Genomic DNA, 17,883 nt, shown 5'->3' on the forward strand with positions numbered 1-17,883 from the left:
TTGCCCTCACCCCGGCCCTCTCCCACAGGGAGAGGGTTAGGGTGAGGGCAAAAGGTTATGCAGCCTTACGGAACCTGCGGGTGAGTCGCTTCTCGATTTCGACGACGAAGAACATCACGCCCGCTACCGCAAGCGTTACGAACCAGTAGCGCAGCGGCAGCGCTTCCGTCCCGAACAGCATCTGCATAAACGGCAGGTAGATGATGGCCGCCTGGAGCAGGAACAGCACGCCGGTCACCAGCCAGATCCCTTTGTTTGCCAGCAGGCCGCGGTTCAGGGAGAACCCTTCGGTATTGCGGCAGTTGATCATGTACACCCACTGGGCGCAGACCAGCATCTGCAGCAGCACGGTGCGGATGAACTCCGCGCTGTGACCGCGCGGGGCCAGCAGGGCTTCCAGCGCAAAGGCGGCGATGGCAATCATGGTGCCCACAAAGGCCACGCGCCACACGGCGTACGCGTCCATCACGTGCTGCCCGGTCTGACGCGGCGGACGGCGCATGATATTGCGCTCGGCGGCTTCAAACGCCAGGCCGAAGGAGAGCGTGGCGGAGGTTGCCATGTTCATCCACAGAATCAGTACCGGCGTCAGCGGAATGATGTTCCCCGCCAGCAGCGCAATCACAATCAGCAGCCCCTGCGCCAGGTTAGTTGGCATGATGAACAGAATGGTTTTCTTCAGGTTGTCGTAAACACGACGCCCCTCTTTTACCGCGCTGGCAATGGTGGCGAAGTTATCGTCCGTCAGGACCATGTCCGCCGCCTCTTTGGTCACTTCCGTGCCTTTGATGCCCATCGCAATACCCACGTCCGCCTGACGCAGCGCCGGGGCATCGTTCACGCCGTCGCCGGTCATGCCGACGATCTCGCCTTTGTCCTGCAGCGCTTTCACCAGGCGCAGCTTATGCTCCGGGCTGGTACGGGCGAAGATGTCATACTTCACCGCCGCGTCCGCCAGCTCGGCGTCATCCATCTTCTCCAGCTGGTAGCCGGTCACCGCCTGCTCGCTGTTGGTGATCCCCAGCATCTGGCCAATGCTCATTGCCGTCTGCGGGTGATCGCCGGTGATCATCTTCACGCGGATCCCCGCCTGCTGGCAGGCGTTAATGGCGTCAATGGCTTCCGGGCGCGGTGGATCCATCATCCCGGCGATACCGAGGAAGATCAGACCGTGGCTGAGATCGTCATGCGTCAGCGCCTGCTCGCCGTTTGCCGGTTTGAACGCCGCGGCCACCATACGCAGCCCCTGGCGCGCATAGCGCTCCATCTCGCTTTCCCAGTACGCGCGGTCAAACGCCTGCGCACCGTTGCGGGTCTGCTGCTGTGCGCAGAGGGCGAAAATCACATCCGGCGCGCCGGTGATCAGGATTTGCTCCTCACTGCCAATCTGGTAGTGGGTGCTCATGTACTTGTACTGCGAGTCGAACGGGATTTTGTTAATCAGCGTGGTCATGACCGGCGCGAGGTGGGCTTTCGCCGCCAGCACCTTCAGCGCGCCTTCGGTCGGCCCACCGGTGATGCCCCACAGGCCACGCTCGTCCTGAATCAGCTGGCTGTCGTTGCACAGGTCGATGGTGCGTAGGTACTGCTCCAGCACGGTGTCCGGCTGGATCTGCATCGGCTCGTCGCTGCCTTCCAGGTAAATGTTGCCCACCGGCTCGTAGCTGTTGCCGTCCACGCGGTAGCAGGCGTCAGCGGTGATGATGGCCTTCACCGTCATTTCGTTCATGGTCAGGGTGCCGGTTTTATCTGAGCAGACCACGGTCATCGCCCCCAGGGTTTCAACCGTTGGCAGCTTGCGGATAATCGCCCGCTTGCGCGCCATCGCCTGCACACCCAGAGAGAGGATAATGGAGATAATCGCCGGCAGACCTTCCGGTACGGACGCCACCGCCAGGCTAAACAGCGAGAGCAGCAGCTCGCCCATTGGGATCTCGCGGAACACCAGGCTGAAGATAAACAGCGCCGCCATCATCGCCAGAATAATGGCGAAGATAGCCTTGCCCAGCTTGTCCATCTGTACCAGCAGCGGCGTGCGGTGTTTTTCAATCCCGTCCATCATCTGGTTGATGTGGCCAAGCTCGGTCTCCTGCCCGGTGGCAATCACCACGCCGATCCCCCCACCCGCGCTCACGGTGGTGCCCGAGAAGACCAGGTTAGTGCGATCGCCCAGCGGCAGTTCACCGTTCAGCGGGTTGGTGTGTTTATCTACCACCGTTGATTCGCCGGTGAGAATCGCCTCTTCCACGCGTAAATTATGTGCTTCGATTAAGCGCATATCTGCGGGAATACGATCCCCCGCCCGTAAAACAATAATATCCCCCGGAACTATTTCAGTTGTGGGTATTGTTTCATGGTTGCCATCGCGAATAACACGCGCCTCGCTGGAGAGCATATTACGAATACTCTTCAACGATTTTTCCGCGTTGCTTTCCTGAATATGACCAATTAACGCATTGATCACCGCCACGCCTAAAATAACCAGCGTATCGACCCAGTGGCCCATTATTGCCGTTAATACGGCTGCTGCCAGCAGGACATAAATCAGAACATCATTAAAATGGGCTAAAAAACGCAGCCAGGCGGGTTTACCTTTTTTCTCCGGCAGCGCATTCGGGCCATGTTTTTGCATACGCGCCTGCGCCTCTGCACGCTCCAGACCCCTGGCCTGGCTCTGGGTGTGCGCAAGCACCTGCTCTACGGTCTGCTGGTATGCCAGCCCGCCGGAAGGCGGCACGTTCGGGGACAATTTTTTTTCGGTCATCGTATTTTTCCTTCAATATCCGGTGAACTGAAGCCTGAATTCCTTTCGGGCTAAAATAAATTCATTTTAAAGTCTTGCGAGTAAAATTGATCTACCGCAATATAATGACTTCTCGGTTATTCAAAACTGCATAAAAGTATTTCGATGAGCCAATTTTTACAAAATATTTCTAAACCAACTTTAAACGAGGAGGAACCATGTTTGGTATTTATCGCGGACGCCGTCTGGCGTTATACATTATCGCAGCCATTGTTATTGCAACGTTAATTGGATATAGCACCTATTCCTTTGTAAAATTATTTTCGTAATCCAGACATTAATTGACATAACGCGATATTCTTTTAATCGCGCGTGAGGATTTATTTTTATTTTACGAATAAGAAGCTGATAAGCGGTGATTATTTCAGTGAAACCGGGTGGGTGGGTTTATATTGCTTTACGTTCCGGGATGCCGGACAATGACATTTTTAACTGACGATTAACATTACGATGAAACACCCGTTAGAATCGCTGCTCACTGCGGGCGGCATTTTATTGCTGGCCCTGCTTTCGTGCCTGCTGCTACCGGCCCCCTCTCTCGGGCTGGTGCTGGCGCAGAAGCTGGTTCAGACCTTCCACATGGTCGACCTTAACCAGCTCTACACCATTCTGTTCTGCGTGTGGTTCTTACTGCTCGGCGCCATCGAATTCTTCGTGCTGCGTTTCGTCTGGCGCCGCTGGTTTTCACTGGCGTCGTAAGAATGCAGGCCCGGTCAGGCGAAACCGCCACCGGGCAAAACAGATCAGTGTGCCCTGCTGTGGTTCTCTTTACGATACGCCCCAGGCGGCTGGTTGAACGTGCGGGTGAAGATGCGGGTGAAGGTCTGCTGCGAGTCAAACCCGTAACGCAGGCAGATGTCGTACACCCGGGCGTCTGATTCGCGCAGATCCCGCGCCGCCAGCAGCAGCTTACGTTCACGGATATAGCGCCCCAGACTCTCCCCTTTGTATTGCATAAACAGCCGCTGCAGGTGCCATTTCGAGTAACCCGCATGGCGGGCAATCTCTTCGATACGTAATGGCTGGTGCAGGTTATCGTCGATCCACTCGACGATAGTGTCGATGACTTGAGCGGAAATGGTCATACTGCTCTCCCCTTCAGCTTCCTGATTGATCATTATTCCCACCACTCACGAAATGTTTGCGTGGGATCACTCACCCGGACAGGCTCGCCCAGCGCGGGTGTCAACAGCCGATAATTTTTGTCCTTGCTGGCTTTTGCCAGTTGGATCAGCGGATCGTTCCAGGTATGTTTCGCCAGCACGAAGCGCCCGTTATGTCCCGGCACCACGGCTTTCGCGTTCAGATCCACCGAGGCCTGCGCCGTCTCTTCCGGCAGCATATGGATGTACTTCCAGTCCTGGTCGTACTGACCGTTTTCCATAATGGCTAAATCCACCTCGCCAAACTGCTCGCCGATGGCCTTAAAATGCGGCCCGTAACCCGAATCGCCGCTGTAATAAATCTTCTGTTCGGGCGTAACGAACATAAAACTGCCCCACAGGGTTTGATTGCGCTTGATGCCGCGCCCGGAGAAGTGACGCGCGGGCAGCACATGCACCGTCAGCGCCTCGCTGATGCGCACCGACTGGTTCCAGTCGCGCTCTTCAATAATCTCCGGCTTCATTCCCCAGTAACGCAGGTGCGATCCCACGCCCAGCGGAGTGACCACGCGTTTCACCTTCGGCAGCAGCGCCGTGATGGTGGCGAAATCCAGGTGATCGTAGTGATCGTGCGAAATGATCAGCAGGTCGATCTCCGGCATGCTGCTCGCCTGCCAGGGATACTCCCCGGCGAAGGCTTTGTTGAGGAATGAAAACGGCGCGGCGTAATTCCCGAGAACGGGGTCGATAAGGATCCGTTTCCCCGCCAGCTGCATATACCAGGAGGAGTGACCGAGCCACACCAGCGTCTCCTGCTCCCGCGGCAGGCTTGCGAGATCGGTTTTTACCAGCGGCAGCGGCTGTGCAGGACGGGCGTTTTCAGTCTTTTTGGTCAGGAACTCCCACATCGCCACCAGCATATTTTTGTCGCCGTTATAGCCTGGCGTGGGCAACGAATTGTGGAATTTGCCGTCGCGATACTGCGGCGAGGCCTCCACTTCCGTGAGCTGCGCACCCTGCGGTGGCTGGCCAAATCCGGCATTCAGAACAAACGGTAAACTCGCGGCTGAAGCAATAATCATGACGAACACCACGCAGATGAAGAGGGACTTTTTCATATCCTGACCCGAAAACGCGCCCCATCCGATGGTTTGCGCGGGCTGAACTTGATTATGAGTGAGTAAGCACTCATTATAGATATGATGATAAAGTCGTCAAGACGTTTTCGATCTTTGACATTCCGCGTTGCAGCGGGTCAAAGCACGTGTTTCAATCAGGGTTTTTACAATTGACAGGAGGAAAAATTTAGTGGCACGTCCGAAGAGTGAAGATAAAAAACAGGCCTTACTGGACGCCGCAACCGCGGCATTTGCGCAGTCAGGTATTGCCGCCTCAACGGCGTTAATTGCCCGTAAAGCGGGCGTCGCCGAAGGTACCCTGTTCCGCTACTTTGCTACCAAAGACGATCTGCTGAATGCCCTCTACCTGCACCTCAAGCAGGACCTCTGTCAATCAATGCTCTCTAATCTGGATCGCAGCCTTACCACACCGAAAGAGCATACGCGAAACATCTGGAACAGCTATGTGGACTGGGGGATTCGTAACCCCGTGGCGCATGCGGCAATCCGCCAGATAGGCGTGAGTGAAAAGCTGAGCGCCGAAACGGAACTGGCGGTGAAAGAGATGTTCCCGGAGCTGCATGAACTCTGCCGCCGCTCGGTGCGCCAGGTATTTATGTCCGATGAGTTTAAAACCTTTGGCGATGCGCTTTTCTTATCGCTTGCCGAATCCACAATGGAATTTGCCACCCGAGATCCTTCCCGCGCCGTCGATTTTAAAGCGCTCGGGTTTGAGGTTATGTGGCGCGGGCTTGCCCAGGAAGAGAGCGATGGACAGTAAATCCCTGCAGGAGCACGCCAAACGCGTGGCGCTGGAGCTGCCTTTCACCGAACACTGCTGGCCGTTTGGGCCAGAATACGATGTGTTTAAGATAGGCGGAAAAATTTTTATGCTGATGGGCACCGTACATGGACGGCCCCACGTCAGCCTGAAGTCAGACCCGGAAAAATCGCTGTTAAACCAGCAGATTTATCGCGGGGTGGAACCGGGCTATCACCTCAATAAAAAACACTGGATTTCCCTCTACGGTACCGACGACGTCACGCCAGAACTGGTGACCGATCTCATCAATGACTCGTGGAATCTGGTGGTGGATAAGCTGCCGAAAAAAGACCAGAAGTGGATCAGACCGGTTTGATTGTTCGTCTGAGACGAACAGTATAAGCGCTCGAATCGCACTTATCTTTTTCCGCGTCTCGCTGTAATCTGCTCTCCTTTCGCGCCCGCGTGCGGGCGAATTTCATTACCAGGAGTTGTTATGGATATTATTTCTGTCGCCCTGAAACGCCACTCCACCAAGGCGTTCGACCCCGCTAAAAAACTGACCGCAGACGAAGCGGAAAAGATCAAAACCCTGCTGCAATACAGCCCGTCCAGCACCAACTCTCAGCCGTGGCACTTTATTGTCGCCAGCACCGAGGAAGGTAAAGCTCGCGTGGCGAAATCTGCCGCAGGCACTTACGTCTTCAACGAGCGCAAAATGCTGGACGCTTCTCACGTGGTGGTGTTCTGCGCAAAAACCGCGATGGACGATGCCTGGCTGGAACGCGTGGTGGATCAGGAAGAGGCCGATGGCCGTTTCAACACGTCAGAAGCCAAAGCGGCGAACCATAAAGGTCGTACCTACTTCGCTGACATGCACCGTGTGGATCTGAAAGATGACGACCAGTGGATGGCGAAACAGGTTTATCTGAACGTGGGTAACTTCCTGCTGGGCGTGGCTGCGCTGGGCCTGGATGCGGTACCGATTGAAGGCTTCGACGCCGCGATCCTCGACGAAGAGTTCGGCCTGAAAGAGAAAGGTTTCACCAGCCTGGTGGTGGTGCCGGTTGGGCATCACAGCGTGGAAGATTTCAACGCCACGCTGCCAAAATCTCGCCTGCCGCTGAGCACGATTGTGACTGAGTGCTAATCAGTACTGGCACGCTGGATCCCGGCGTGCCAGATTCGTTCTGCATAGCGCCCAATCACCGCCAGCGACGCCGCGAGGAGCAGGAAGAACACCACTTTGTTCATGCCGTCCCAGAAGTATTCGAAATAGCGGGTGTAGAGGTTAATGCCGAGGAAGGTCAGACCAAAACCGCGCAGCATGCCGTCGTCGGTTTTAAGGCTGATGTAAATGCAGAGCACCGCCGCCACGGCGAACAGCAGCGCCCACGGCAGCAGCGAAGCCTGCGTAACGCCATACCAGTTGTCGATATCGTAGTTGCCGAAAATCGACATGATCCACAGGGCGACAAACAGATACGTGAGCCCCATCGCTTTGCTGGTCGTGTATAGATGGCGCGCCTGCAGCCTTCCGCGCAGCAGCCAGCACAGTGCCAGCAGCGCACCGCCGAAGAAGATAAAGCGTACCGGGTAGTTCATTCCCAGCCAGTAGGCGCCCCAGCCGGACATATAGCCCGTCTCCGCACCAAACCAGTTACCGAGTGAGAGCAGGAAAAACAGCCACACCAGGCCAGAGCGACCAAAGAAGCCCACCAGCCCGTAAACCGCACATCCCGCCAGGAACAGCGGTGCGATATGGCCGCTGCCGTTATCCAGACGCTCCCCAAGTTGCCAGAGCGCGATGGCGGTAAAGAGCACGCCGAGAAAAAGCATGGCTTCAGTGCTGTAATGCCACTGGGTTTCCCGACGCTGTCGGCTGAAGCCCCACAGATAAAACAGCACGGCAACCAGCGCAGGCAGCCCGATGCGGGCGATGGAGGAGAAAGAGAAGAATGCAATAATGCGCGCCATCAGTTCACTGTCGGAGAACAGGCTGCCGATAGCGATGATCACGCAGGCCAGCGCCGTCCAGAAGGCATAGCGGCTGAGCCGCTGCCAGTCCATGGTGACGCGTGTCAAGGTGCCCGCCAGACGCTGATGCTCGTCAGCGCTTAATGTGCCTTCCTGCTGCCACTCTTTGAGCGCGCGGCGCAAAAGCCGCTCCTGTTTTCGGGTTACCTTCATTTTGCCTGCTCCGCCAGCCATTCCATCGCCCGCTCCCCCGCGTCATCCACCGGCAGATAGACCAGTAGCCGCGATCCATTACGCGGTGCAGAGTACCAGTACATCTGCTGCAGGGTAAACTCGCCCAGCTCAGGATGGGTAAACAGCTTGAGCTGGTTCTCCACTCCGCGCACGTCGTTGCGCTGATGCCACAGGGTTTTAAATTCTTCAGACACCGCAAAGAAACGCGCCAGTTTCGCTTCCCACAGCGGATCGCCCCGATGCTCGGCCATCGCCGCGCGGAAATAGGAGACAAAGATCGGCAGCACGTCGTCACGCTTGCCAAGCCGCGCACGCCATGCGGGATGGGTGAGGAAAAGATAAATACAGTTGCGATCTTCCGGCGGGATCGCATTGAAATCGACGCCCATTAAGTGCCCGAAGCTGTCGTTCCACGCCACGATATCGAAGTTGGGTTTCTGGATGCTGGCGGGTTTCGGCATGAGGGTATCAAGCAGGCGACGCGTGCCCTCGCTGATCCCCTCGCAGCCCGTCGCCTGTGGCGCTTCACCCGGCGGCAATCCGGCCAGCACAAACAGATGGCGCGTCTCGGTCGGGGTGCATTGCAGCGCTTTTGCCACTGCCGCCATCACGGTGCTGGAGGGATTAACATCTCTGCCCTGCTCCAGCCACGTGTACCAGGTCACGCCCACGTCAGCCAGCAAAGCCACCTCTTCACGGCGCAGCCCCGGCGTGCGGCGGCGGCCGCTGCGCGGCAATCCAAGACGCTGTGGATCAAGGCTCTCACGCCGGGCGCGTAAAAATGCCCCCAGCTGTTTTCGCGTGTCGTCCTTGAGTGAGACAACAGGTTCAGACATCAGCGCCATAACTCCCCCTGCATGGTAGTGCCAGTACCAGTATAAGCAAGAACTGGTACCCGTTTATCAGATCGTTGATGCTACGACCATCTGTTGAATGACGCAATGGAGTTACCATGAATACGTCAGTTGTTTCACCGGGTCGCGCAGGCCTGATATTGCTGTTAACCGGCCAGATGCTGCCGCTGATTGATACCTCGATCACCAACGTGGCGCTGGACGCTATCACCCACTCCTTGCACGCCACCGCCACCGAACTGGAGTTAATTGTCGCGCTCTACGGCGTGGCCTTCGCCGTCTGCCTTGCCCTTGGCAGCAAGCTCGGGGATAACCTCGGGCGCCGTCGTCTGTTTATGTGGGGCGTGGCAAGTTTTGGCCTGGCGTCGCTGCTGTGCGGAATGGCGGGAACCATTGAGCAACTGCTTGCCGCGCGCATCATTCAGGGCGCAGGAGCGGCGCTGATCGTGCCGCAAATCCTCGCCACGCTGCACGTGACGCTAAAAGGCACGGCCCATGCGAAAGCGATCAGCCTGTTTGGCGGTATCGGCGGCATTGCGTTTATCGTCGGGCAGATGGGCGGCGGCTGGTTGGTGTCGGCGGATATCGCCGGGCTGGGCTGGCGTAACGCCTTCTTTATCAACGTGCCCATCTGTCTGGTGGTTCTGGGCTTGAGTCGTCGCTATGTGCCGGAAACCCGTCGCGAAACCGCGTCGCGCATTGACTGGACGGGCACCGTCCTGCTGGCCGTCATTCTCTGCTGCCTGCTGTTTCCGATGGCCCTCGGCCCTCAGTGGCACTGGTCCTGGCCGCTGAAGGCCGCACTGATGGCGATTATCCCGCTGGGGTATCTGATGGTCTTAAATGCCCGTAAAAAAGAGCGTGAGGATGCCCATCCTCTGATCCCGCCGCGTCTGATGCAGCTTCGCAGCATCCGGTTTGGCGTACTGATTGCGCTGCTCTTTTTCAGCGTCTGGTCCGGGTTTATGTTCTGTATGGCGCTGACCATGCAAACCGGTCTGGGAATGGCACCGTGGCAGTCGGGGAACAGTTTTATCGCCCTGGGGGTGACCTACTTTATATCGGCATGGTTTGCCCCGCGTCTGATTGCCCGCTACAGCACCAGCTCGATTCTGCTGACCGGGCTGGCGATTCAGATTATCGGCCTGCTGGCGCTGATTGCCACCTTCCGTCTCTGGGGCATGGACAACACGGCGCTGACGCTGGCACCGGCAACCGGGCTGGTTGGCTATGGGCAGGCGCTGATCGTCAACAGCTTCTACCGCATCGGGATGCGCGACATTCAGCCTGACGATGCCGGGGCGGCCAGCGCGATTTTAAGTACGCTGCAGCAGGCCGCCCTGGGGCTTGGCCCGGCGATTTTTGGTGCGATCCTGCTGCACGCGCTGCAAAACCACCACGGCGATTACACCCAGGCGATTAACGTCTTCCTCGCCGTGGAAACCGGCATGATGATCGTGCTGGGGCTGGCAACGTTACGTATGCGCCATCGTCTGTGCCTGCCGGTGGTGAAAACCTACCACGCCACCAAATAAGCCGCGAATTTGCATAATAGATCCGCAGCCGCCATTATGGGGCTGCATCAATACAGGAGACGTTATGCAGGAATTAATTGCTCAGGTTGAAGAGTTAGGGATTGAAATTAATCACACCACCTCGTTAGTGATTATCTTTGGTATTATTTTTCTTACCGCCATCATTGTTCATTTTATTTTGCACAAAGTGGTGCTACGCGCTTTTGAGAAACGCGCGCAGGCCAGCAGCCATTTATGGTTGCAGATCATTACGCAGAACAAGTTATTTCACCGCCTGGCGTTTACCCTTCAGGGGATAATCGTCAACGTTCAGGCGGTACTGTGGCTGCAAAAAGGCAGCGAAGCAGCGGAAATGCTCACCACCTGCGCGAAGCTGTGGGTGATGGTGTATGCCCTGCTCTCTTTCTTCTCGCTGCTGGACGTGATTTTTAATCTGTCGCAGAAAATGGCGACCGCCTCACAGCTGCCGCTGAAGGGGATCTTCCAGGGGATCAAGCTGGTGAGCGCCATTCTGGTGGGGATCTTAATTATCTCTCTGCTGATCGGCCAGTCACCCGCCATTCTGATAAGCGGCCTGGGGGCCATGGCGGCGGTGTTAATGCTGGTGTTTAAAGACCCCATTCTGGGGCTGGTCGCCGGTATTCAGCTCTCCGCTAACGATATGCTCAAGCTCGGCGACTGGCTGGAGATGCCGAAATACGGCGCTAACGGCACGGTGACGGACATTGGTCTCACCACGGTTAAAGTCCGCAACTTCGATAACACCATCACCACCATTCCGACGTGGGCGCTGGTCTCAGACGCGTTCATCAACTGGAGCGGCATGTCTGCCTCCGGCGGGCGACGCATTAAGCGCAGCCTGAATATCGACACCACCAGCATTCACTTCCTCGACGAGCAGGAGCAGCAGAAGCTGATTCAGGCGAAACTGCTTAAGCCTTATCTGGCCGCGCGTCATGAGGAAATAAACCTGTGGAATCAGCAAAACGGTGAAGGGGAATCGGTATTAAACCTGCGCAAGATGACCAATATCGGCACCTTCCGCGCCTATCTGAATGAATATCTGCGTAACCACCCGCGTATTCGTAAAGATATGACGCTGATGGTGCGCCAGCTGGCGCCTGACGCAAATGGTCTGCCGATTGAAATATATGCCTTCACCAACACGGTGGTCTGGGCGGAATATGAAGAGATTCAGGCTGACATCTTCGACCATATTTTTGCCGTGGTGGATGAATTTGGTCTGCGTATTCATCAGTCCCCCACCGGGAACGATATTCGCTCCCTGGCGGGCGGCATCGCACAATAATCAGGTACTGGCGCGGGAAATAAAGCGCCAGTCCAGCATCACCCTCTCCGTGGGCGCATCCGGGTTGTCGATTTTATTCAACAGCAGATCGACTGCCTTGCGCCCGATATCCCGCGAAGGCTGTTCAATGGTGGTCAGCGAGATCATCTCCGCCAGCTCCGTACCGTCAAACCCTACCACCGCGATATCCTCCGGCACGCGCAGCCCCACCTGCTGTATGGCACGCAGCGCCCCTGCCGCAAGGGTATCGGACACGGCAAATACCGCGTCCGGCGGGTTGTCCTTCAGCAGATTTTGCATCGCCGCCATGCCCGCGCTGGAGCTGAGATCGCGGGCATATTCCACCGCCTGATAATCCAGATCCCGCAGGTGGAGCACGCTTTTGTAACCGCGTTCGCGCAGGCGGGCATATTTGTAGCTGAGATCGTGATTGATCATCGCGATACGTTTGCGTCCGCCGTCGACAAGCTGGCTGATGGCATGTTGTGACGCGTCCACATCATTGATGCCCACGCAGGAGACCGTTCCGGCATCGGCGTATTCGGCGCACTGCACCCACGGCGCGGAGCCGATCAGGGCAGCAAGTTCAGGCAATTTTGAGAAGGCATCCATGGTGATAATGCCGTCGACGATTTTGCCCGACAGCAGGCTTAACCCCGAGCGGGAGCGTTCGATATCAGACCCGGAATTGCACAGCAAAATACGGTAGCCGTTCTTCTCGGCTTCCTCTTCAATGCCCTTCACCACTTCGGCACAGAACGGGTTGGCGATATTCGAGACCATCACCAGAATCATATAGCTGCGCGCGGTGCGCAGCTGGCGTGCCAGCAGGTTGGGCTGGTAATTGCTCTCTTTAATGGCCTGCAGGACGCGCTCGCGGTTTTTCGCCTTCACGGTATCGCTGTTGTTAAGCACGCGCGAGACCGTTGCCACGGACACCCCGGCAAGCTGAGCGATTTTCTGAATTGACATAGCGACGGCACTTCCTGCGGTTAACGTTTTATGCAGGCTACCATAAATTCGTTGCCCGGCGAACCGGGCAACGCGTTACGCTTGCACACGAACCCAGCGCTGCTGCTGATGGCTTTTCACAATGGCATCAATGATATACATCACGTTCGCCCCGTCGTGGAACGTCGCAAACGCCGGCCGTTCGGGCATCACGCCGGCCTGCACGGCACGGTAAAACTGCGCCATCATGTTTTTAAACGCATCGGGCCAGCCTTCGATGTGCCCGCCGGGGAAGTGAGCGCTGTCGGCCACATCGCGGTTCATCAGACCCGGATCGTCACTGAGCGTCTGATTGGCCTGTGCGCGGTGGCCAATCCACAGCTGTTGCGGCACCTCCTGATCCCATGCCACCGACCGTTCGCTGCCGTTGATTTCAAACGTCAGACGGTTTTTGCGCCCGGCGCTCACCTGCGAAACGCTAAAGCAGCCTTTGCTGCCGTCGTCAAAGCGGAACAGGACGGAGCCAACGTCTTCGGTGGTGACCCGCTTGTCTTCATACTGCGCATTTTCGTCATGAGTGAAGGTGTGATTGCCTGCCACGTTTGCCTTGCGCGTCGGCCAGACGATGGATAAATCGGCCATCACCTCGGTGATGCGCCGCCCGGTAACAAACTGCACCGTGTCACACCAGTGCGAACCGATATCCGCCACCGCGCGCGACGCACCGCCCAGGGCCGCATCCACCCGCCAGTTGTAGTCCGTTTCCAGCAGCATCCAGTCCTGCAGATAGCTGCCGTGCGCGGCGAAGATCCGCCCGATGCTACCCGCCCTCATCATGCTTGCGGCCTGGCGCACCATGGCAAACTGGCGATAGACAAAGCTGACGCCGTGGACCACCCCTGCCTGTTCCGCCAGCGCTACCAGCTCACGCGCTTCGTCCGGGGTCATGCACAGCGGCTTCTCGGAGAATACGTGCTTTCCCGCGCGCAGGATCTGGCGGTTAATCTCCGCGTGCAGATGGTTTGGCGTGCAGTTGTGCACCACGTGTAAATCCGGATGTGCAAGCAACGCCTCCACGCTGTCGAAGGCGTGCGGCACGTTAAGCTGACGCGCTTTTGCCTGCGCCCCGGCAAACGTACCGTCGCAGAGCGCCACCACCTGCACAAACCCGAGACGCCGAAGCGCCTCGATATGCGCCGGGCCGATAAACCCGCTGCCGATAATGCCGACGTTAATCATCGTTACCCCCTGCGGCAAAATCATCAAACGCGCGCCCGGAGACCGGAATGATGTGGCGGCGAATAAACTCGCTGCCTTCCCTCGCGCCGGTATCGCCATCCTTCAGACAGCACTCCCACTCCAGCACCGCCCAGCCGTCGTAGTCGTACTGGGTCAGCTTGCTGAAGATGCCGTTGAAGTCGATCTGCCCGTCCCCCAGTGAGCGGAACCGCCCGGCCCGATTGAGCCACGGCTGGTAGCCACCATAGACGCCGCTGCGCCCGTTGGGGCGAAACTCGGCATCCTTCACGTGAAACGCTTTAATACGCGCATGGTAGATGTCGATAAAGGTCAGGTAGTCCATCTGCTGGAGCAGCATATGGCTTGGGTCGTAGAGAATGTTGCAGCGCGGGTGGTTATCAACAAGCGCCAGAAAACGCTCAAAGGTCACTCCATCGTGCAGATCTTCCCCCGGATGCAGCTCAAAGCAGACGTTCACGCCCTGCTCGTCAAAGGCGTCCAGAATCGGGCGCCAGCGGGTTGCCAGTTCCAGGAACGCCGCCTGAAAACGCTGCTCATTGTGCGGCGGCCACGGGTAGAAAAACGGCCATGCCAGCGAGCCGGAGAAGGTGGCGTGCGCCTTCAGGCCTAATCTCGCCGAGGCCACGGCGGCCTGTTTCAGTTTTTCTATGGCCCATGCCTGCCGGGCGGCCTCATTGCCGCGCACGGCTGCAGGGGCGAAGTGGTCAAACGCGTCACTGTACACCGGGTTCACCGCCACAAGCTGGCCTTCCAGATGGGTCGACAGCTCGCTGATCACCAGCCCGTGCTCCGCCAGCGTGCCGGTGATGTCATCACAATAGGTCTGGCTTTCAGCCGCTTTCTGCACATCAAAAATAGCCGGATGGTTACAGGGGATCTGCACCGCCTTATAGCCCATCGCTGCCGCCCAGCCCGCCAGCCCGTCGAGCGTGTTGAACGGTGCATTCACACCAATAAATTGCGACAGAAAAATACCCGGTCCCTTAATCGTTCTCATACCACCTCCAGAACATTACGCCTTGTCATCGTCATACTTAAACGTGAGAAGGAAAATCAGCGCGATCGCCGCGGCAGCCACCGCCGGGATCCACCAGAACGTGACCCACGCCTGCGGAACGGCCTGCCCGGCCACCAGGCGGTTATAGAGCGCGCCGGATATCTGCGAGCCAAGCAGCATGCCGATGCCGTAGGTGAACATCACGATCATGCTCTGCGCCTGACCTTTGACCTTTTCGCCTGCGACCCGGTCGGTATAGATAAAGCCGACAACAAAGAAGAAATCGTAGCAGACGCCGTGCAGCAGAATGCCGAGATAGAGCAGGATGCGCCCCTCTTCACTCACGCCCAGCGCAAACATGGCGTAGCGCACAAACCACGCCAGCATGCCGATCAGCAGCATGGTCTTCACGCCCAGGCGGCGGAACAGCAGCGGAATGACCAGCATGAAGAAGATCTCAGACATCTGCCCGAACGACATGGCCGTACTGACATCCGCAATACCCGCATCCGCCAGATACGAGGCGGTGTAGGCGTAGTATGTCCCCAGCGGGACGGAGATCAGCATCGCGCAGACGGAAAAGACGAAAAAGTGGCGGGTTTTAAGCAGCGCAAAGGCATCCGCGCAGAAGAGATCGCGAACCTGCACCGGCAGCCCTTTCGCGGGAGCAGGCGTGTGCGGTAGCGTCAGGCTGTAGAGAGCCAGCAGCACGGAGCTGACTGCCGCCACCTGGAAGATGGTGACGCTTGCCGCCACGCCGGTGACGCCGATGAAAATGCCCGCCACAATCCAGCCGATAGTGCCAAACACGCGCACCACCGGGAAGGTTTTATCCACGTTCGCCAGGCTGTGAAAGGCGATATTGTTGGTCAGCGCCAGCGTCGGCATATAGCAGAGCGTATAACCAAACAGCATGCCGATCAGCAGCGCACCGTTTTCAGCAATCAGCGCGCCCGGCACGAACCAGAGGATTGCTGCCCCGGCCAGATGCATCACCGCCATCACCTTTTGCGAGGCGAAGAAGCGATCCACCAACATCCCGAGCACAAACGGCGACAGAATAGAGGCGATAGGCCCGGCGGAGAACGCATCGCCAATCAGCAACGACATGTTGTGCTGGGTCATCACCAGACCCAGCGTGACCGACCAGCTTCCCCAGATAAAAAACTGCAGAAACATCATCAGCGACAGACGCGGCACCAGCAGCCGGTGCGGTGCTATCGCCTTTCCACTACTTTCAGTTGTTGACACCATGATAAGCCTCACCCTCAAAAGTAATCGATTACAAAACATCTCAAACAAAAAGTAATCGATTACAAAATAAAGATCCTGTGGAGCGTAGAAGATTTGGGAGGGGGGTCACGATAAAGGTGAAGTAATGTTTTGTAGGCCCGGTAAGCGCAGCGCCACCGGGCGTGAATGCAGGTGCGGCCGGGATGCGGTCGGGTTTGGTGCGGTCTGGTGCCCTCACCCCGGCCCTCTCCCACAGGGAGAGGGGGCAAACATTAAAAACGGCAACCAAGTTGCCGTTTTGCTTTTACCTTCGAGAGAGCTTAAACGCGATAAACAGGAACACCACCCACACCGGCAGCAGCATCGCGGACAGGCGCATGTCGTCGATGGTGCACATCAGCACCAGGATCATCGCCAGGAACGCAATACAGATGTAGTTGCCTGCCGGATAGAGCAGCGCCTTAAACTGCGTCTCACGCCCCTTGCGGCGCATCGCGGCGCGAAAACGCAGGTGCGCCAGGCAGATCATGATCCAGTTCAGCAGCAGCGTGGCGACAACCAGCGCCATCAACAGACCAAAGGCGGATTTCGGCAGCAGGTAGTTGATCAGCACCACCAGCGACGTAATGGCCCCGGAAAGCAGCAGAGAGTTGACCGGCACGCCGCGGCGGCTGACGCGGGTGAGGAATTTAGGCGCATTCCCCTGCACCGAAAGGCCAAACAGCATGCGGCTGTTGGAGTAAACCCCGCTGTTATAGACCGACAGCGACGCCACAAGAATGACGAAGTTCAGCGCCGACGCCACCACGTTGCTGTTCAGATCGTGGAAAATCATCACAAACGGACTGCTGTCGGACTTCACTTCCACCCACGGGTAGAGCGCCAGCAGTACCACCAGCGAGCCGATGTAGAACAGCAGAATACGGTACACCACCTGGTTAACCGCTTTTGGAATGCTTTTATGCGGATCGCGCGCTTCGGCCGCGGTGATCCCAATCAGCTCCAGCCCGCCGAACGAGAACATAATCACCGCCAGCGACAGGATCAGCCCCTTCCAGCCCGTCGCCAGGAAGCCGCCGTGCTGCCAGAGGTTGTCGAGAGTGGCCCGCTCGCCGCCGTGGCCGGAGAACAGCAGCCACAGGCCAAAGCCGATCATGCCGATAATCGCCAGCACCTTGATCAGCGCGAACCAGAACTCGGTTTCACCATACAGGCGCACGTTCACGAGGTTAACGGCGTTGATGATAATAAAGAAGGCCGCAGCCCAGACCCACGTTGGCACCTCGGGCAGCCAGTACTGCATATAGATGCCTGCGGCGGTCAGTTCGGCCATTCCCACCAGCACAAACATCACCCAGTAGTTCCAGCCGGAGAGGAAGCCTGCGAACGGGCCCCAGTATTTATAGGCAAAGTGAGCGAACGAGCCTGACACCGGCTCTTCGACGACCATCTCGCCGAGCTGGCGCATGATCAGGAAGGCGATAACCCCGGCGATACCGTAGCCCAGCAGGACCGCCGGGCCAGCCATCTGAATGGCGGGGCCGATACCCAGGAACAGCCCGGTACCGATCGCGCCGCCAAGGGCAATTAACTGAATATGTCGATTTTGCAAACCACGTTGCAGCGTCGGGTTCTGTTCCGACGAAGCTTCAGCGCTACCGTTGCCTGAAGCGGATGACGCGTCTTTCACGTCCTACCCCTGTCTCTTTTTTAGAAGGGGCACGTTTTAACACTTCATGCTGGTGG

The 17,883-nt window shown here is 57.5% G+C and carries 16 protein-coding genes; 6 read left to right on the plus strand and 10 right to left on the minus strand.

Translation table 11 applies throughout. The features are described 5' to 3' along the window. Positions 1-55: 55 nt before the first annotated feature. Complete coding sequence (locus tag ACOTX3_RS07210; RefSeq protein ID WP_127869198.1) at positions 56-2,764, minus strand: cation-transporting P-type ATPase; 2,709 nt, start codon at positions 2,762-2,764, stop codon at positions 56-58. A 489-nt stretch (positions 2,765-3,253) separates the two neighbouring features. Here ACOTX3_RS07210 and ACOTX3_RS07215 point away from each other — a divergent pair, with 489 nt between their 5' ends. Next, positions 3,254-3,502, plus strand: a complete 249-nt coding sequence (locus tag ACOTX3_RS07215) for a DUF1158 domain-containing protein (protein WP_013097677.1) — start codon at positions 3,254-3,256, stop codon at positions 3,500-3,502. 44 nt (positions 3,503-3,546) lie between these two features. Here ACOTX3_RS07215 and ACOTX3_RS07220 read toward each other — a convergent pair whose 3' ends face one another. Together ACOTX3_RS07220 and ACOTX3_RS07225 are read right to left on the minus strand one after the other, a co-directional pair. Beyond that, a complete protein-coding gene (locus ACOTX3_RS07220; protein WP_014830972.1) occupies positions 3,547-3,888 on the minus strand; it encodes a RamA family antibiotic efflux transcriptional regulator in 342 nt (113 codons plus the stop codon). Between the two features lie 32 nt (positions 3,889-3,920). Then, positions 3,921-5,024, minus strand: a complete 1,104-nt coding sequence (locus ACOTX3_RS07225) for an MBL fold metallo-hydrolase (protein ID WP_058678311.1) — start codon at positions 5,022-5,024, stop codon at positions 3,921-3,923. A gap of 190 nt (positions 5,025-5,214) precedes the next feature. Between ACOTX3_RS07225 and ACOTX3_RS07230 the strand changes: the two genes are divergently transcribed. The 3 genes from ACOTX3_RS07230 to nfsB all read left to right on the plus strand — a co-directional run bounded on the left by ACOTX3_RS07230 (position 5,215) and on the right by nfsB (position 6,937). Beyond that, entirely contained in the window at positions 5,215-5,805 is a 591-nt protein-coding gene (locus tag ACOTX3_RS07230; protein WP_013097680.1) for a TetR/AcrR family transcriptional regulator, read from the plus strand. Next, positions 5,795-6,163, plus strand: coding sequence for an MmcQ/YjbR family DNA-binding protein (locus ACOTX3_RS07235; protein WP_013097681.1), 369 nt, complete (start codon positions 5,795-5,797; stop codon positions 6,161-6,163). Before ACOTX3_RS07230 ends, ACOTX3_RS07235 begins: the two co-directional genes overlap by 11 nt. 120 nt (positions 6,164-6,283) lie before the next feature. Continuing rightward, positions 6,284-6,937, plus strand: coding sequence for an oxygen-insensitive NAD(P)H nitroreductase (nfsB, locus tag ACOTX3_RS07240; protein ID WP_058678309.1), 654 nt, complete (start codon positions 6,284-6,286; stop codon positions 6,935-6,937). Here the strand turns inward: nfsB and ACOTX3_RS07245 are convergent. Then, positions 6,934-7,977 carry a hypothetical protein gene (locus ACOTX3_RS07245; RefSeq protein WP_058678308.1) on the minus strand — a complete coding sequence of 348 codons (1,044 nt, stop codon included), beginning with the start codon at positions 7,975-7,977 and terminating at the stop codon, positions 6,934-6,936. The two genes, nfsB and ACOTX3_RS07245, sit on opposite strands and share 4 nt — an antisense overlap. Then, on the minus strand, positions 7,974-8,843 hold the full coding sequence (locus ACOTX3_RS07250) for a helix-turn-helix transcriptional regulator (protein WP_013097685.1): 870 nt from the start codon (positions 8,841-8,843) through the stop codon (positions 7,974-7,976). The genes ACOTX3_RS07245 and ACOTX3_RS07250 overlap by 4 nt, the downstream gene beginning before the upstream one ends. Positions 8,844-8,950: 107 nt before the next feature. Between ACOTX3_RS07250 and ACOTX3_RS07255 the strand changes: the two genes are divergently transcribed. Further along, positions 8,951-10,387 carry an MFS transporter gene (locus ACOTX3_RS07255; protein ID WP_058678307.1) on the plus strand — a complete coding sequence of 479 codons (1,437 nt, stop codon included), beginning with the start codon at positions 8,951-8,953 and terminating at the stop codon, positions 10,385-10,387. 64 nt (positions 10,388-10,451) lie between these two features. Continuing rightward, positions 10,452-11,696, plus strand: coding sequence for a mechanosensitive ion channel family protein (locus ACOTX3_RS07260; RefSeq protein WP_020689363.1), 1,245 nt, complete (start codon positions 10,452-10,454; stop codon positions 11,694-11,696). Here ACOTX3_RS07260 and ACOTX3_RS07265 read toward each other — a convergent pair whose 3' ends face one another. From ACOTX3_RS07265 to pheP, 5 genes are all read right to left on the minus strand, one after another. Continuing rightward, positions 11,697-12,668, minus strand: coding sequence for a LacI family DNA-binding transcriptional regulator (locus ACOTX3_RS07265; RefSeq protein ID WP_038418845.1), 972 nt, complete (start codon positions 12,666-12,668; stop codon positions 11,697-11,699). Positions 12,669-12,743: 75 nt separating this feature from the next. Beyond that, a complete protein-coding gene (locus tag ACOTX3_RS07270; protein WP_058678306.1) occupies positions 12,744-13,886 on the minus strand; it encodes a Gfo/Idh/MocA family protein in 1,143 nt (380 codons plus the stop codon). Continuing rightward, complete coding sequence (locus tag ACOTX3_RS07275; RefSeq protein WP_058678305.1) at positions 13,879-14,904, minus strand: sugar phosphate isomerase/epimerase family protein; 1,026 nt, start codon at positions 14,902-14,904, stop codon at positions 13,879-13,881. The genes ACOTX3_RS07270 and ACOTX3_RS07275 overlap by 8 nt, the downstream gene beginning before the upstream one ends. Before the next feature lie 15 nt (positions 14,905-14,919). Continuing rightward, complete coding sequence (locus tag ACOTX3_RS07280; protein WP_058678304.1) at positions 14,920-16,158, minus strand: MFS transporter; 1,239 nt, start codon at positions 16,156-16,158, stop codon at positions 14,920-14,922. 283 nt (positions 16,159-16,441) lie between these two features. Next, positions 16,442-17,827: a phenylalanine transporter gene (gene pheP, locus ACOTX3_RS07285; RefSeq protein WP_040021452.1), complete on the minus strand. Its 1,386-nt coding sequence runs from the start codon at positions 17,825-17,827 to the stop codon at positions 16,442-16,444. Between the last annotated feature and the right edge of the window lie 56 nt (positions 17,828-17,883).

Source organism: Enterobacter cloacae complex sp. IR5384 (genome assembly GCF_049237265.1).
Classification (GTDB): Bacteria; Pseudomonadota; Gammaproteobacteria; order Enterobacterales; family Enterobacteriaceae; genus Enterobacter; species Enterobacter cloacae.

What these genes read in the sequence shown, in the direction of transcription:
- ACOTX3_RS07210 (WP_127869198.1), bottom strand. Translation starts at nt 2,764, where the DNA reads ATGACCGAAAAAAAATTGTCCCCGAACGTGCCGCCTTCCGGCGGGCTG.
- ACOTX3_RS07215 (WP_013097677.1), top strand. Translation starts at nt 3,254, where the DNA reads ATGAAACACCCGTTAGAATCGCTGCTCACTGCGGGCGGCATTTTATTG.
- ACOTX3_RS07220 (WP_014830972.1), bottom strand. Translation starts at nt 3,888, where the DNA reads ATGACCATTTCCGCTCAAGTCATCGACACTATCGTCGAGTGGATCGAC.
- ACOTX3_RS07225 (WP_058678311.1), bottom strand. Translation starts at nt 5,024, where the DNA reads ATGAAAAAGTCCCTCTTCATCTGCGTGGTGTTCGTCATGATTATTGCT.
- ACOTX3_RS07235 (WP_013097681.1), top strand. Translation starts at nt 5,795, where the DNA reads ATGGACAGTAAATCCCTGCAGGAGCACGCCAAACGCGTGGCGCTGGAG.
- nfsB (WP_058678309.1), top strand. Translation starts at nt 6,284, where the DNA reads ATGGATATTATTTCTGTCGCCCTGAAACGCCACTCCACCAAGGCGTTC.
- ACOTX3_RS07245 (WP_058678308.1), bottom strand. Translation starts at nt 7,977, where the DNA reads ATGAAGGTAACCCGAAAACAGGAGCGGCTTTTGCGCCGCGCGCTCAAA.
- ACOTX3_RS07250 (WP_013097685.1), bottom strand. Translation starts at nt 8,843, where the DNA reads ATGGCGCTGATGTCTGAACCTGTTGTCTCACTCAAGGACGACACGCGA.
- ACOTX3_RS07255 (WP_058678307.1), top strand. Translation starts at nt 8,951, where the DNA reads ATGAATACGTCAGTTGTTTCACCGGGTCGCGCAGGCCTGATATTGCTG.
- ACOTX3_RS07260 (WP_020689363.1), top strand. Translation starts at nt 10,452, where the DNA reads ATGCAGGAATTAATTGCTCAGGTTGAAGAGTTAGGGATTGAAATTAAT.
- ACOTX3_RS07265 (WP_038418845.1), bottom strand. Translation starts at nt 12,668, where the DNA reads ATGTCAATTCAGAAAATCGCTCAGCTTGCCGGGGTGTCCGTGGCAACG.
- ACOTX3_RS07270 (WP_058678306.1), bottom strand. Translation starts at nt 13,886, where the DNA reads ATGATTAACGTCGGCATTATCGGCAGCGGGTTTATCGGCCCGGCGCAT.
- ACOTX3_RS07275 (WP_058678305.1), bottom strand. Translation starts at nt 14,904, where the DNA reads ATGAGAACGATTAAGGGACCGGGTATTTTTCTGTCGCAATTTATTGGT.
- ACOTX3_RS07280 (WP_058678304.1), bottom strand. Translation starts at nt 16,158, where the DNA reads ATGGTGTCAACAACTGAAAGTAGTGGAAAGGCGATAGCACCGCACCGG.